Source organism: Microcoleus sp. PH2017_24_DOB_U_A, assembly GCF_020738205.1.
In the GTDB taxonomy this organism is placed as follows: Bacteria; Cyanobacteriota; Cyanobacteriia; order Cyanobacteriales; family Microcoleaceae; genus Microcoleus.
In genome coordinates, this window is the sequence record NZ_JAEQCT010000029.1 from 184074 (window position 1) to 198991 (window position 14918).

Here is a 14918-nt window from a genome sequence, read left to right on the forward strand (position 1 = left end):
CGAGGAGAGAGAGAAAATGCTTGAATCTTACCGCCTTCACGCTGCCGAAAGAGCCGCATTGGGAATTCCGCCGCTGCCGCTAGACGCCCAGCAAACGTCGGAACTCTGCGAATTGCTGAAAAATCCGCCACCGGGAGAAGAAGAAGCCTTAATCGAATTATTGCGCGATCGCGTACCCCCAGGCGTAGACAGCGCCGCCTACGTCAAAGCTGGTTTTTTAACCGGCATCGCCAAAGGTGAAATCCACAGCCCCCTAATTGCTCCCAAATGGGCAGTTTACCTGCTGGGGACAATGATGGGCGGTTACAACGTCCAATCTTTAATCGACTTGCTCAATCCTACTGCCGAAATCGCTATCCCCGCCACCGCAGCCCGGGCTCTGAGCAAAACGCTGTTAGTATTCGATGCCTTCCACGACATTCTCGCCCTGTCGGATACCAATCCCTACGCGAAGCAGGTAGTCGATTCCTGGGCTGATGCCGAGTGGTTTACCGGCCGCCCCGAACTAGCCCAAGCCATTACTGTTACAGTCTTCAAAGTGCCCGGAGAAACCAATACCGATGACTTGTCTCCCGCACCTCAGGCTACCACGCGGCCGGACATTCCCCTGCACGCTTTGGCGATGCTCGAAAGCAAGATGCCAGGGGCCTTAGAAACGATCGCCCAATTGAAAGAAAAAGGCCATCCCGTCGCCTACGTTGGCGATGTTGTCGGCACAGGTTCCTCGCGGAAATCGGCGATTAACTCCGTGTTGTGGCACATTGGTAACGATATTCCGTTTGTACCAAACAAGCGCAACGGCGGATATATTCTAGGAAGTGCGATCGCCCCGATTTTCTTCAATACCGCTGAAGATTCCGGCGCATTGCCGATCGAATGCGATGTCGCCAAAATGGAAACCGGCATGGTAATCACCATCCATCCCTACAAAGGCGAAATCACCAACGAAGCCGGAGAAATCATCTCCACCTTCACCCTCAAACCCGACACAATCCTCGACGAAGTTCGCGCCGGCGGTCGAATTCCCCTATTAATCGGACGCACCTTAACCGACAAAGTTCGCGAAGCTTTAGGACTAGAAATTAGCCCGATTTTCACCCGTCCAACTATTCCCGCCGATACCGGAAAAGGCTTCACCTTAGCTCAAAAGATGGTAGGAAAAGCTTGCGGTTTGTCCGGCGTTCGTCCCGGCACATCTTGCGAACCATTAATGACCACAGTCGGTTCCCAAGATACCACCGGCCCCATGACTCGGGACGAATTAAAAGAACTTGCTTGTCTGGGATTTAGCGCCGATTTGGTAATTCAAAGTTTTTGTCACACCGCTGCCTATCCGAAACCAGTGGATGTCAAAACTCACCACGAATTGCCCGATTTCATGGCACAGCGCGCGGGCATAGCTTTGCGTCCCGGAGACGGAATTATTCACTCTTGGCTGAACCGGATGTTATTGCCGGATACAGTGGGAACAGGCGGCGATTCTCACACTCGTTTTCCATTAGGGATTTCCTTTCCGGCGGGTTCGGGATTAGTAGCTTTTGCTGCTGCTTTGGGCGTGATGCCTTTGGATATGCCAGAATCAGTTCTAGTCCGGTTCAAAGGTGAATTACAACCGGGAGTAACGCTGCGAGATGTTGTGAATGCAATTCCCTACGTAGCAATTCAAAAAGGTTTGCTGACAGTCTCGAAACAGAATAAGAAAAACGTCTTTTCTGGGCGAATTATGGAGATTGAAGGTTTGCCCGATTTGAAGGTCGAGCAGGCTTTTGAATTGACCGATGCCTCGGCCGAGCGTTCTTGCGCCGGATGCACGATTAAATTGAGCGCTGAGACTGTTTCTGAGTACATTCGTTCTAATGTCGCGCTGCTCAAAAATATGGTGGCGCGGGGCTATGAAGATGCGCGGACGATGATGCGCCGGGTGGCCAAGATGGAGGAATGGCTGGCTAATCCTGTGTTGCTTGAGGCGGATGCTGATGCGGAGTATGTGGAAATCATCGAAATCGATCTCAATGAGATTACTGAACCGATTGTGGCTGCGCCGAATGACCCGGATAATGTGAAGCTGTTGAGTGAGGTTGCGGGCGATCGGGTAGACGAAGTATTTGTCGGTTCCTGCATGACAAATATCGGTCACTACCGCGCCACTGCGAAGGTGTTGGAAGGTGCAGGGGAAGTGAAAGCTCGCCTGTGGATTTGTCCGCCAACTCGGATGGACGAACAGCAACTGAAAGAAGAAGGTTATTACAGCATTTTTGGAGCGGCTGGAGCGCGCACAGAAATGCCGGGATGCAGTCTTTGTATGGGCAATCAAGCGCGGGTTAAAGATGCGACAACCGTGTTTTCAACTTCGACTCGTAATTTCAACAACCGCATGGGTAAAGACGCGCAAGTTTATCTCGGTTCTGCGGAATTAGCCGCAGTTTGTTCGCTGTTGGGTCGAATTCCCACAGTCGAAGAATACCAAGAGATTGTGGCGAAGAAAATCAATCCTTTTGCTGGTGATTTGTATCGATATTTAAATTTCGATCAGATTGCGGGCTTTGAGGATGAAGGGCGAGTGATTGCTTTGGAAGATATGCCTCGGATTGAGGATATTTTGGGGATTCCTGAGGGTGTTTTGAGCAAGTAATATCATCGCAGCTTACTGAGGGTGCATCTGGGTTTGGCAAATATGTGTGTAGGGGCGAAGCATGACCGCAGTCAATATGAGATTATAACTAATAACTTATATGCGGTCATGCTTCGCCCTCTTCAAAAATGAGATGCACCCGCTGACTTAGATGGTTATTTAGAACCGCAGATAAACGCAGATGTACGCAGATGAATTAATTATCTGCGTACATCTGTGTTCATCCGCTGATATCTGCGGTTCAAGCAAATCCCATAATTTGAATGAATCATCCTCCGCCTTTTGTTTACAATATTTACAATATAAGTAGAGGCGAATTCGATCGCCAATCTCTGGCTTCCCATCCAGGATATCGATCGACCCGCTGATTCATATAAATCCGAGAAAGGAGAAAAATGATTATGTCTGAACAAGCTTTAATCAGTGAAAGTCCAGCGACAGCAACTTCAGCGCCAGAACCTCGCATTGGCAACGAAATGGTAGAGTTTCTCAGTGTAATTCAGCAAACTCCGAGAGCATATTGGCCGAATTTGCTGAAAATGATGCGGTTATTTCTGGAAACCGTGACAGTTAAGCCCGGATTATCGGAACCCGCCCAGACACCTGAAAACGTAGATTTTACTAAAATGTCGAAGGAGGGGATCAGAAGAAATCAACCTATGAGCAAAATGCTGCTAGCGGGGCGAAAGGAAGGAAATGAGGATAACGAAAAACCAGAAATTATCGATCCCGTACAGCAACACGAAGCTCTGAGCAAGCTGTTACAATCTTGGCTAGATGATGGAGATGAAGAGGAACAAACAGAAACCGCTGAAGTTCTCCGCAAGGCACTAGAAGAAAACCCGGTGCATATATAGTCCATGAGCAAAATAGTATTGTTAGATTCTGGGCCTTTAGGAATTGTTACAAATCCCAAAGCCGCCTCTCCTTTATCTCAAGAGGGCAAACTTTGGCTGCAATCTTTGCCACTTAAAGGTTATATTGTAGTGCTCCCTGAAATTGCTGACTATGAGGTGAGGCGCGAATTAATTCGTGCAGGTAAGGTGGCAGGTATTAGACGACTTGATGAACTTAAATCGCAAATTCCCTACCGTCCTTTGACTACGGAGGTAATGCTTCTAGCGGCTCAGTTGTGGGCGGATGCACGAAAGAGAGGAAGGCCGACAGCAGAACCCAATGCACTTGACGGCGATGTGATTCTGGCTGCTCAAGCAATATTATTAGCAAATGAGGCAAATGAAGTGGTAATTGCTACCACAAATGTGGGGCATTTGTCTCAGTTTGTGGATGCTCGCGAATGGCGATCGATCTCGTAAAACTGGATTCTGAGAGAAAAACTTAAGCCAAAGCCCGATCGCACTTACGTTTTGATATACTTTCAACTACATATATTTTTACAGACACCGTTAGCGAGATCAACAGCATGGTGGAAACAGTGGACACAATCGAAAAAACGGACGATCGCACGCAAACCCGGTTTTGGGGTAAAGTTACAGTCATAGACGCGGGCGATCGCTACAAGATCAATCGCATCGAAGTCAAACCGGGGCACCACATCCGCACCCAAATGCACTATCACCGCAGCGAACACTGGGTTGTCGTCTCCGGTACCGCTAAAGTTATCTGCGATGACAAAGAGACCATTCTCATGCAGAAACAGTCAACCTACGTTCCCATGAATACCGCTCACCGCGTGGAAAACCCCGGCGTTATTCCCTTGGTGATGATTGAAATCCAAAATGGCGAATATCTGGGTGATGATGACATTATCCGTTTTCCCCAAGATGCCGCTGACGAAGATTGATCTCAAATCAAGTTAAATAACTCTCAGGTTTGTAGTGAGGACTTCAGTCCTCTCTCATCTCAGACTTAACGGAAAATTAAAATTACCAGAAAGAATTAGTTTAAAGCCCCAAGCCCGGGAGAAATTAAAATCAGGCTCTTCGTTACTCCAATCCTGTTCCTTCTTTTGTCAACAGTCAACGAAGAGGGCGGACACGGGGGCACCGCCCCTACAAACTGTCAAATGAATGAAGGAAATTAAAATTATAGGGGCAATTTCTGAAATTGCCCCTACAGGATTATATTAAGGTTGTTAAACACGATAGTCTGATATAGCAATTGGCGATCGTCCTACGGCAAAGCAGCGTTTTTCAAATCTACATTTGCCATATTGGCATCCTGTAAATTAGCGCCAGTCAAATCCGAACCGTTCAAGTTAGCACCGGTCAAATTAGCACCAGTCAAATTAGCATCCCGCAAGTTAACCCCCAGCACATCTATTCCCGACAAACTACCGCCCCGGAGGGTGATATTTCCCAGATTCGCGACAGACTGACGGGCATTTCTCAGGTTCGCCCCAGTCAAATTAGCACTTTCTAAATTAGCCCCGACCAAATTAGCACTGGTAAGGTTGGTATTTTTCAAACTGGCAATTACTAAACCAGCCAAACTCAGGTTAGCGCGAGTCAAATCAGCACCCTCCAAATTTGCCCCGTGCATTTTAGCCCCAATTAAGCTCGCACCTTGCAATTTAGCTTGTGTCAGATTTACTGCGTTTAATTTGGCTTCGTTCAAATTTGTACCGCTCAAATTTGCACCACTCAAATTTGCACCGTTCAAATTCGCACCGCTGAGATTCATGCCAGAAAGCTGCGCTCCTGTCAAGTCACATTTGCTGCAATTTTTAGTTTCTAATAGTTGCTTGACTTGTGATACGTTTTCTGCTTTGACTCCAGAAGCAAAACCGATCGCAATTAGCAGCCCTGTTGTTGTTAAAATTCCAAATTTCATATACTCACCCTCGGCGATATCTCTCTCTACTAATAATATCCAACATTTTTAGAGAGAGTGGGGTGATCGGTCTCTTCGATAAACTGTGACAATCATCACCCTGTTGTGCACAAAAGATGATAGAATTATGGACGTTTAAACTCCCAACAATTATTGTAAACAATTATTGCTTTTTCAGGAACCAAAAGGGAAAGGATTGCGTCGGTTCGAGACGGACACCCGTGATGCTGTTCTGAGCAAAAGTATAGTCCTTATCCTGCCAAAGAGGGATGAAAGGTACATCTTGACCTAGTATGTCCTGAATTTCGGCAAACAAAGCTTTGCGGGTTTGAGGGTTGGCTTCTTGGCGCTGCTTGGCGATCAGTTGATTTACCCGATCGCTATAATAAAACGAACCCTGCCCCTGACTGGCGCCCTTTTCACACCCGCGGGCCGCCGAACCCGTCGCACAATCCAAAAACGGCTGAATGTAATTGTCAGCGTCGAAAAAGTCAGCGTACCAATCCACTAACACCGCAGGATAAATCCCCTTCTCTATATTCTGAAACAAAGTCGGAGATTCAACGCTGTTAATTTCCACCTGCATTATCCCGTCCATTTTGAGTTGGGCTAAAGCTTTAATCGTACTCGCCACTAAACCTCGTTTTGTAGAACCGCTAGGATGCCAAATTTGAAAAATAAACGGATTGGCGGCCGAATATCCCGCTTTTTTTAGCAATTCCTTGGCTTTTGTCATGTTGGCGTCGCCGTACAGTTCTTTAAATACTGGCTTGTTAACGTCGAAGGTTGTGGGAATCAGGCTGTACAGAGGCTGGGCTTGTCCTCGGAGGACGCGATCGTTAATCAGGGGCCGATCCATCGCCGCAGCGATCGCCTGTCTCACCTCTAACTTATCCAGCGGTTTAGAATTGAGATTCAGCGTCATATAACTAACTGTACTGCTCTCCCCCGCGATTTCCTGCCATTTCCCTTTTTTTGCTCCCTCATCCAAGCTGCGAACTTGATCCGCATCCAGAGATAAATAAGCTACATCGATCGCACCAGTCCTAAAAGTATTGAACAAATTTGAAGAACTCGAAAGCAGCAAAATGTCAATACCTCTATTGACGGGTTTTTCTCCCCAATACTTATCAAAGGCGTCAAACTTCAGAGAATCGCTACCGTACTTCGCAAGTTTGTAGCGTCCAGTTCCCACAAAAGTATCCGGTTTAAATTTACCGTCCCCAATCTCATAAGCTTTCGGAGAAATCGGACAAAGACCGGCAAATGTCAGCAAAGAAGGAAACGCAGCAAAAGGCTTTTTGAGTTGAAAAGTTAATTCGTATTCGCCCGTCGCTTTCACCGATTCTACTGCATCGCCCAACAAGAAAGCCGGACGACCGCCATTTTTGATAAACCGCTGCAAGGAAAATTCCATTGCTGCGGCGTTAAACGGTGTGTCGTCGTGAAAAATCACGCCTTGACGCAAGGGAATTGTATATGTCAATCCGTCTTTGCTAACTTTTGGCATTGCTGTCGCCAAGTGGGGGATTAACTTTGTCGTTCCCGACTCGTAGGTGTAGAGAGTATCGCCCAAATTTCGCAGCAGTTGTCCTGAGATGGTTTCGTAAGCGTCGGCGGGGTCGATCGTCCGCAATTTCAAGGTTGTGCCAATTGTCACGCGATCGTTGTTGGGCGAATTGGGCGAATTGGGCGATCGACTGGCACTCTGTCCGCAGCTTGCAGTTAACAAGCAGCAGAGGCAGAACAAAGCTATAACTTTAATTACTGAAGGTTTTATAGATATTCTCGACTGCCACTTGTTAATTCCCATCGTCTTTTATTGACACTCCAAATTAGTAATTATATTATCAGGACTTACACACTTTTAAATGAGAAACCCGGTTTCTTGGTAGATGCAATGTCGCGAAACCTCTTAAACTGCCAACTGCCAACTGTCAACTGTCAACTGTCAACTGTCAACTGTCAAGGGAGCATCTCATTTTTGTAAAAAGCATTTTTTTATTATAGTGCGAGCGTCCCCGCTCGCGTATTGTACTCGCGAGCGGGGACAGCACTATATATAAATGCAAAACTGAGATGCTCCCGATGCAATGTCGCGAAACCTCTTAAACTGCCAACTGCCAACTGTCAACTGTCAACTGTCAACTGTCAACTGTCAACTGTCAACTGTCAACTGTCAACTGCCAACTGCCAACAGCCAACTGACTAAATTTCCCTGAGGAGCGATCGCCAATCCCGACAGCGTTTCAGGTAAATGCGAGCTACCCGATCGCTCGGATTTTTCCGCAAACACTCTTCAAACAATTTTCCTGCCAATCGGTACTCATGGCGATCGCAAAGTAACATTGCTTCAGTATATACCGCCAAATTTGCTAGCTTAGCCGAGAGAATTTCCGGCGGATCGGCATCGAAGACCTCATATATTGTGACATATTGTAATTTTCCTTTTACCTGTACTTTATCCACAATCCGAATATTATAATCAGCCGGATTTCGCAACCGTTCCAATGTCTGCTGAGAAATTAACATAGGAACGCCATAATCTTTCGTCAACCCTTCAATCCGAGATGCCAAATTAACAGCATCACTAATCACCGTGCTATCCATTCTGCTTGTGCCACCAACTGTCCCCAGCATCAAAGAACCAGAATTGATCCCAATCCCAATTTTAATCGGGATGTAGCCCACACTTAAACGGTATCTGTTGTAATCATTCAGGATATTTAGCATCGCAATACCAGCTTTCACTGCATCATCTGCACAGTCGCTAAACAAAGCCATAATCGCATCGCCGATATATTTGTCAATAAACCCGTGATTGCTAGTAATAGCAGGCTCCATGCGCGACAGGTAAGCATTTATAAAATTAAAATTTTCTTGAGGAGTCATAGTTTCGGAAAGCGTCGTGAAATCGCGGATGTCCGCAAACAGCACCGACATTTCCTGCTGCACTTGATCGCCTAAACTGACATCAATAATACTTTCATATCCCAACAAATTGAGAAATTGATGTGGCACAAATCGCCCGTAGGCATCAGTTAATTCCGATTCAGCATCCAGAGATTTTTCTAAGCTTTTATTGACTTCAAATAATTCCTTAATAAATGTTTGGCGGTCGGCTTCAGCTTGTTTGCGTTCCGTGACATCTTGAAAAACTGCGATCGCAAAAGCAACTTTGCCACCGTCAAAAATTGGCGTCCCCCAAGTCTCAAGGGGGATTTTCTTGTCTAGTCTATGAATTTCCAGATCGTCAGCAGTCGAACTTTCTCCCGTCAAAGCTCGGACGAGCGGCAAATTCTGTGAAGGGTAAATAATATCAGTTCCCGCGATATAAAATTTATAACTTTTTGACAAATCATCAACAGCATTTAACGGCAACACCCCTTGGCCTAGTAACTGCTGTCCGGCACGATTGACGTAGTAAGGTTTACCTTGAGCATCGAGCACCGCCACGCCTACGGGAATCGCTTCCAGAAATTGAGCTAGCTTGATTTCGCCTTCCCGCACCGCCTCCAATGCCCGATAGCGCAACTCAGATTCCACCGTATCGGAATGTTCAGCAGTATTTTCCAGCAAGATTTCCAGATCCGCTTTTTCCTCCTTCAAGTCTTCCACTTGCTGGCGCAATCTTTCTATCTCTAAAAGTAGCTGTTCTCTAGATGGTTGTTCTTCCAGCATAACCCGAGAATTTGCGCCTCGACTAACAGAAAATTGCTCAACAGTCCATACCCTAAAAGTCATCATATGTCTATAGTAATTCAAACTGCAAACTCGGCATTAGGCGCTGGAAATTCTTCACAGATTTACCTTGCCAAGCTATACGTTGAGAACCTTGTACCGCCATTTGCACCCGAGCTTTTTTGCGGACTTCGATAATAAACTTCGACAGCATATTTATGCCTGAACTGTTCAAAAATTCTAACTGTTGCAAATTGAGGGTAATTTTTGCCGGTGCCAAATCGGCTACCTCCTCCAGCAACTGCACTATCGGTGCGTACTCTTGGGGCCCGCTCAACCTTAGAGATCCTCTAAAACTCACGGTTGCCGTTGATGGATCGTAACAGATCCCGTAATCTTCTGTTTTAATTTCCATTGCCGCAAAAAAAAGTCCCTTAGATATTATCGATCGCCAGCGATACTTATACTCTTAATTGCACCATAGTTGTCACCGTAATTACTTCCGGGTCTTTTTGCACCGTCTGGAACTTCCAACCTATTTTGGTGGTATAATCGCTCAGCATGGTTAGCAGGCCCAATCCTGAATTAGTAGAATTTTCGTCAGCAGCATTTTTTTCCAACCGCTCAATGTACAGCTCGCTCGGATCGGACTCCAGCAACTGCTGAATGTAAGCCTGAAACTTCCCTACACCTTGCGGAGGGATGGTGTTAGCAACTGAGAAAATCAGTCCGTCGCTCCTTAATTGCAGTTTAATGTTGATCGGGTGTTCCGATGTCTCATCATTAAACTTCATCGCATTCTCTAATAACTCATTAGCAATATAGCTAACAGCACTTTTAATTTCAGCTTGTCTGTCAATTGTCGAGGGGTCATCCTCGTTTCCAGGGAAAAAAGTCGTCAAGTAGTCAGCCAGAAAATCCGCCGACAAACCGTTGTTCCGCCACCGCTGCTTGAGGGGGATCGAACTCGGGGAAAATCCAATTATTAAATATTCGTGGCTGGGAGTCGGCTCGATGAAATCGCCGAAAGTCTGAATCATATTAGTTGTTATTTGTTAGTTGTTATTTGTTAGTTGTTATTTGTTGGTTGACTGTTGTTATTGGTTATTGGTTATTGGCGAGTTGCTACCAATGCCCCATGCCCCATGCCCCATGCCCCATGCCCCATGCCCAATTCCCAATTCCCAATTCCCAATTCCCTATTTTTGTTTTAGAACCAGCAATGTGATGTCATCAAAAACTTTTTGTTCGCCGATGTGCGATCGCACGTCGTCAATTACAGCGTGCCTGATCTCTGTAGCCGTTTGCTGCCAATTAATCTGTATTACCTTAATTAACCTATCTAAACCATAAAGCACTTTATTCATATTTTTAGCCTCCGTAATCCCATCAGTGTACAGCACTACCACATCTCCTGAATGCAACTGGACAAGGGTTTGGGCCACAAAATCAGCAATATCTTCATCCAGCCCGATCGGGAAACCCAAATCGATTGTATCAAACCGCTCGGCAGAACCGTTACACCGCACGACAATCATTTCTTCGTGCTGGCCGCTCAACTTCAGCATTCCCTCGTGATAGTCTAGCAAAGCAAGGCTAGCGTTCTTATCCCATTTCATCCGCTGCATATTATCGTAAATTACAGTGTTAATAGCGGTTAAAAATCTTACCGGATCGGCTTCGTTGTAGGTGAGCAAAGTTCGCACTGCTGTTTGAAGCATAATCATTAAAACACCGCTCTCCAATCCGTGTCCCGTCACGTCGCCAATACCAATTTTTACTTTACCTTCGTGCTGGAGTACATCGTAATAGTCACCGCCTACTTCATCAGCAGGTTCCATAAATCCTGCAATATCTAAGCCAATAACTTCCTTCAATTCTCGGTCTTTCGGCAGCAGCATCTGCTGAATTTTGCGAGTGACATCTAGTTCGGCACTCATCCGCATATTTTCGGATTTTAGGCGATCGTTAAGAACAGTAATTTCTTGATTCGCACCAACCAAAGCCTCGGCAATCTTGTTAAATGCACCCACAACTTGCCCGAGTTCATCTTTGTTATCCAAAATAATTTTGTGGTCAATATTGCCACTTGCCATATTTTTTGACGCTTCCTCAAGCACAAATACAGTTTGCATGACTGCTAGGTAAAAAGATACAAATAAATAAACAACTATTGTTAAAATAATTAGAATAAAAACATAAATTAAGTGTTTTCTAGTAACTAAAGCATCTATACGTTTTTGCAGGAGAAAGTCTAATTCATTGACACTTTTGTCCCACAGTTCAAAACTCGAATTCAGAACTCGGTCGCTGCCATCGAGATAGGTATAATATTCGACTGTGGCTGTGGGATAAATTAGTTTATCTAGTTGCCCAGTTAGTTGCTCTACTACTGAGTTAAATTTTATCAAATCTTGGCTTAATTTCGGTCGCAGATTCCCGTGAGGATTGTTGCTAAATCCTACCTCCATATTGATTGCTAAATCCTGATTGAGTTCTCTCAATTTGCCCGCAAAAGTAATCAATTTCGCTCTTTCCTCAGGTGTGGCATCGGAACGCAGGCTACTTTTTTGAGAAAATAGCCTAATTTCTGACAATAATTTTTGCATTTCTGGAATTTTCAACAAAGTTGCATCCATCAAATAATAGGTATCTAAATCTGGGTCTAATATGAGATTGGAAGTATCGCCGACGTGAGCGCTCAATTTATTAATATCATATGCGATTTTTTGATATACAACATCGTAAGTTTCTAAACTCCACTGGCTCCGATGAAGTTTAAATTTTTGCCAATTTTGATAAATGGTATTAAATTGCTCGCGGGAAACTAAAGTTGTTCCTAACTGGCGGTCGGTATTTGCCAGGGATTGAAAGTCCGCGTCTATCTTAGCTTCAAAATTATCCCAGGACTCGTGCTGGCTTAAATTTGGATTTAAACCCTGATAATTTAACAGGTGAAATTTCGGTATGTATTCCCTCAACTGGCGCAGCGGACGCAGGTATTGATTGCCGTAGATTTCTTTTTGGGCAAAATCAACTCTGGTGTTAATTTCGGAAATCAGCAGGTACATCATCAAGACTAACGGCATCGCAAATAGAAAACCGATCAAGATGAATTTTTGAGGATAGCTGATCCGATTCATTAAATGGATTCCTAGGGATTTTCTGTTCATAATCGATATATTTCAACAAGATGTTACTAAAAAATTAGCGATCGCTACTAAGTTATTTTCGGGGACGATCGCTCTTGAAAACCTAAATCCTCTAATTAATCAGCGATAGCTTGCTTAATTTATCATGCGTTCCCGTCCTGTTGCTACAGATTGTACGGCATCCCTTGGCTCTCACTGGCTCAGTTCGCCTCCCCTTGTCTACAAAACCTTCAGAAGTTTGGGCACGATGAATAGTCATTTATACTGAGATGTTCCCCCAAAATCATTTTTGTTTCAGCAGATTTACCTAGCGATAAATTTTGCTCAATACTATACTAAAAGTAAAAATTAAGTAATAACTGGTAGTGCAAGTTTCCTGAAACAGAAGTGGCAGCAGGGAGTATAAGATACTTGCGCCGCACGACTCTGTTAAGTCGGTTCTGCACCAAGGAACAAACAGCACCAGCAGCAGTGTCTATATCGGTATCTGCATTTGAGTGCTCCGGAGCGATCGCGCAAGAGTGTAAAGTGAGGCAGAGGGCGTACTATGAAACCAATCTCCGAAAATAACTCTCAAAACAATCAAAACCGAGGTGAAAAGCAGCCTAATCCTTTAATCTTGGCTTTGGTGCTGACGGGAATTCTGGCATGGGAAATGTATCCGGCGCTAATCCACACCGCTGCGGCTAACGCGGGCGCCCTCAAACAGTCCCTCGTTCAGGTGGAAAACCAAGATGAGCAAACAGCGCAGCAATTTCCCGCTGTCGGGGATCAAAAAAAAATCAGCTATTCGGGATTGGTACTAAATAGTCTAATTTCCGAACCGGGCAATTTGGCTGAGGGTACGCGCCAAAATCCCCCGAACCAGTTGCCCGCAAACGTTGCAGCCGCAGTTCGCCAAGAGTTGTCGCGCTCGACTGGGATTGCTGCTGACAAGTTGAAAGTCACTGAATCGAGCCGGCAAAGTTGGCCGAATACTTGTTTGGGACTCGCGAAATCTGATGAAATTTGCGGCCAAATGATTGTTGAAGGTTGGCGGGTTGTGGTTTCTGATGGCGGCCAAACTTGGGTTTACCGCACCAATGCTAGGGGGAATGTGTTGCGCTTGGAAAAGAAAGTTAGTTAAGGGAATTTGACCCTGTGAAATGAACAATAAATTTCCTTTTGGAACAGGCAAGATGCCTGTTCCACAAAGACTAGATTTTATTGTGGTAGATTTCTTGTGGGGTGGGGACGCGAGCGGGTGCATCTGGTTTTTTGAAGAGGGCTCTCGCATGACCGCATATAAGTTATTAGTTATAATCTCCTATTTTATGCGGTCATGCTTCGCCCCTACGGATATATTCGCTTGCATTGAGATGCACCCACGCGAGCCATCCCCTAACATCAATTTGGGAGTTTTTTTCTTTCAATAATCCCGCCGCCTAAGAGCACATCTGAGTCATACCAAACTGCGGCTTGTCCGGGGGTAATGCTCAACTGCGGTTCGTCAAAAATTACCTTGACTCTTGTACCGCTTGCTTTTTCGTCTGCTTCGGATGATTCTACGGGAATAATTGTAGCGGGGACGGGTTGCGATCGATAGCGAATCTGCACGGAAGCCCGAATCGGAGCGATCGGCCCAGCGACAGAAACCCAATTTACTTTCTGGACATTGCAGTCAGATTCTACTGCCAACTGGCGATCGCCCACAATTACCCGATTAGCACCAGCATCAAGTTCAATCACATACAGCGGTTCCGGTGCGGCAATCCCCAGGCCCTTCCGCTGGCCGATAGTGTAGTGGTGCACGCCGTCGTGCTGTCCGAGTACGCGGCCGGACTTATCTACAATGTCACCCTTTTGCGGCGCAATGTACTTGTCGAGAAAAGCCCGCATCGAACCGTTACTTTCCACCAAACACAAATCCTGACTTTCCGGCTTATCAGCGGTTGTCAAGCCAAATTCCGCCGCAATTCTGCGAGTTTCAGTCTTGGTGATTTCCCCCAAAGGAAACTCCGTACCCGCCAGTAAATCCTGTGTTAAATCGTACAAGAAATAAGACTGATCTTTCGCAGGGTCGATCGCCCGCAGCAACTGATAGCGATCCGTAGCAGTATCATAGGTAATGCGAGCGTAGTGCCCCGTAGCAATCTTTTCAATACCCAGCTCTTCGCGAGCGTACTTGAGCATCGGCCCGAACTTCACAGTTTTATTGCACTGCGAACAAGGCAGAGGTGTAACTCCTGCACTGTAACCGTCCACCAAAAAATCGACAATACTTGCCTGAAAGACCTCGCGGCTGTCAACAATGTGATGGGGAACGCCCAAATCTTCGCAAATTTTAGCGGCATCGACCATTCCCTCAGAGCAGCATTGACCTTTGCCTTTCATCAACCACAGCGTTAAACCCACCACTTCATAGCCCTGATGGTGTAAAATTGCGGCTGCTGCGGAACTATCGACCCCGCCGGAGAGGCCTACGACAATCTTGTTCATGGTTCGGAAATAAATTGCTATTTTACTGTTTTACTGTTACGCAAGTTCGATCGAGCTAATTGATTATACCACAAAAATACTACAACCTGCTACTGCTGTTAGCTGAAATTTTAGCACTAATAAGTAAATCCACCTAATTAAGCCTCAAATCCCGATCGCTCAAAGGCTTGCTGTGTATTTTT

General features: G+C 45.6%; 12 protein-coding genes. 5 read left to right on the top strand and 7 right to left on the bottom strand.

Annotation, left to right across the window (positions count from 1 at the left end):
* The first annotated feature begins 16 nt into the window (after positions 1-16).
* The 4 genes from acnB (at position 17) to JGK07_RS07450 (ending at position 4436) form a co-directional block, all read left to right on the top strand.
* Positions 17-2632: a bifunctional aconitate hydratase 2/2-methylisocitrate dehydratase gene (acnB, locus tag JGK07_RS07435; RefSeq protein WP_293185519.1), complete on the top strand. Its 2616-nt coding sequence runs from the start codon at positions 17-19 to the stop codon at positions 2630-2632.
* A 401-nt stretch (positions 2633-3033) separates the two neighbouring features.
* A complete protein-coding gene (locus JGK07_RS07440) occupies positions 3034-3489 on the top strand; it encodes a hypothetical protein (protein ID WP_293205097.1) in 456 nt (151 codons plus the stop codon).
* 3 nt (positions 3490-3492) lie between these two features.
* The gene (locus JGK07_RS07445; RefSeq protein ID WP_293205095.1) at positions 3493-3948 is read left to right on the top strand and encodes a nucleic acid-binding protein; all 456 of its coding nucleotides are present in this window, start codon (positions 3493-3495) and stop codon (positions 3946-3948) included.
* Positions 3949-4022: 74 nt separating this feature from the next.
* On the top strand, positions 4023-4436 hold the full coding sequence (locus tag JGK07_RS07450) for a cupin domain-containing protein (RefSeq protein WP_293189273.1): 414 nt from the start codon (positions 4023-4025) through the stop codon (positions 4434-4436).
* 329 nt (positions 4437-4765) lie between these two features.
* Here JGK07_RS07450 and JGK07_RS07455 read toward each other — a convergent pair whose 3' ends face one another.
* The 6 genes from JGK07_RS07455 to JGK07_RS07480 all read right to left on the bottom strand — a co-directional run bounded on the left by JGK07_RS07455 (position 4766) and on the right by JGK07_RS07480 (position 12249).
* Entirely contained in the window at positions 4766-5425 is a 660-nt protein-coding gene (locus tag JGK07_RS07455; RefSeq protein ID WP_293185523.1) for a pentapeptide repeat-containing protein, read from the bottom strand.
* Positions 5426-5588: 163 nt separating this feature from the next.
* Positions 5589-7238 carry an ABC transporter substrate-binding protein gene (locus JGK07_RS07460; protein ID WP_293224213.1) on the bottom strand — a complete coding sequence of 550 codons (1650 nt, stop codon included), beginning with the start codon at positions 7236-7238 and terminating at the stop codon, positions 5589-5591.
* A 395-nt stretch (positions 7239-7633) separates the two neighbouring features.
* Positions 7634-9106, bottom strand: coding sequence for an adenylate/guanylate cyclase domain-containing protein (locus tag JGK07_RS07465; protein ID WP_293185525.1), 1473 nt, complete (start codon positions 9104-9106; stop codon positions 7634-7636).
* 70 nt (positions 9107-9176) lie between these two features.
* Entirely contained in the window at positions 9177-9521 is a 345-nt protein-coding gene (locus tag JGK07_RS07470) for a hypothetical protein (RefSeq protein ID WP_293187071.1), read from the bottom strand.
* 46 nt (positions 9522-9567) lie between these two features.
* The gene (locus JGK07_RS07475; protein WP_293187070.1) at positions 9568-10146 is read right to left on the bottom strand and encodes a DUF6272 family protein; all 579 of its coding nucleotides are present in this window, start codon (positions 10144-10146) and stop codon (positions 9568-9570) included.
* Between the two features lie 159 nt (positions 10147-10305).
* Positions 10306-12249: a PP2C family protein-serine/threonine phosphatase gene (locus tag JGK07_RS07480; protein ID WP_293189261.1), complete on the bottom strand. Its 1944-nt coding sequence runs from the start codon at positions 12247-12249 to the stop codon at positions 10306-10308.
* A 556-nt stretch (positions 12250-12805) separates the two neighbouring features.
* On the opposite strand from JGK07_RS07480, the gene JGK07_RS07485 reads away from it, so the two are divergent.
* The gene (locus JGK07_RS07485) at positions 12806-13384 is read left to right on the top strand and encodes a hypothetical protein (RefSeq protein ID WP_293187068.1); all 579 of its coding nucleotides are present in this window, start codon (positions 12806-12808) and stop codon (positions 13382-13384) included.
* 260 nt (positions 13385-13644) lie between these two features.
* On the opposite strand, the gene mnmA is transcribed toward JGK07_RS07485, so the two are convergent.
* A complete protein-coding gene (gene mnmA, locus JGK07_RS07490; protein ID WP_293189263.1) occupies positions 13645-14736 on the bottom strand; it encodes a tRNA 2-thiouridine(34) synthase MnmA in 1092 nt (363 codons plus the stop codon).
* Between the last annotated feature and the right edge of the window lie 182 nt (positions 14737-14918).

What these genes read in the sequence shown, in the direction of transcription:
- acnB (WP_293185519.1), top strand. Translation starts at nt 17, where the DNA reads ATGCTTGAATCTTACCGCCTTCACGCTGCCGAAAGAGCCGCATTGGGA.
- JGK07_RS07440 (WP_293205097.1), top strand. Translation starts at nt 3,034, where the DNA reads ATGTCTGAACAAGCTTTAATCAGTGAAAGTCCAGCGACAGCAACTTCA.
- JGK07_RS07445 (WP_293205095.1), top strand. Translation starts at nt 3,493, where the DNA reads ATGAGCAAAATAGTATTGTTAGATTCTGGGCCTTTAGGAATTGTTACA.
- JGK07_RS07455 (WP_293185523.1), bottom strand. Translation starts at nt 5,425, where the DNA reads ATGAAATTTGGAATTTTAACAACAACAGGGCTGCTAATTGCGATCGGT.
- JGK07_RS07460 (WP_293224213.1), bottom strand. Translation starts at nt 7,238, where the DNA reads ATGGGAATTAACAAGTGGCAGTCGAGAATATCTATAAAACCTTCAGTA.
- JGK07_RS07465 (WP_293185525.1), bottom strand. Translation starts at nt 9,106, where the DNA reads ATGCTGGAAGAACAACCATCTAGAGAACAGCTACTTTTAGAGATAGAA.
- JGK07_RS07470 (WP_293187071.1), bottom strand. Translation starts at nt 9,521, where the DNA reads ATGGAAATTAAAACAGAAGATTACGGGATCTGTTACGATCCATCAACG.
- JGK07_RS07475 (WP_293187070.1), bottom strand. Translation starts at nt 10,146, where the DNA reads ATGATTCAGACTTTCGGCGATTTCATCGAGCCGACTCCCAGCCACGAA.
- JGK07_RS07480 (WP_293189261.1), bottom strand. Translation starts at nt 12,249, where the DNA reads ATGAATCGGATCAGCTATCCTCAAAAATTCATCTTGATCGGTTTTCTA.
- JGK07_RS07485 (WP_293187068.1), top strand. Translation starts at nt 12,806, where the DNA reads ATGAAACCAATCTCCGAAAATAACTCTCAAAACAATCAAAACCGAGGT.
- mnmA (WP_293189263.1), bottom strand. Translation starts at nt 14,736, where the DNA reads ATGAACAAGATTGTCGTAGGCCTCTCCGGCGGGGTCGATAGTTCCGCA.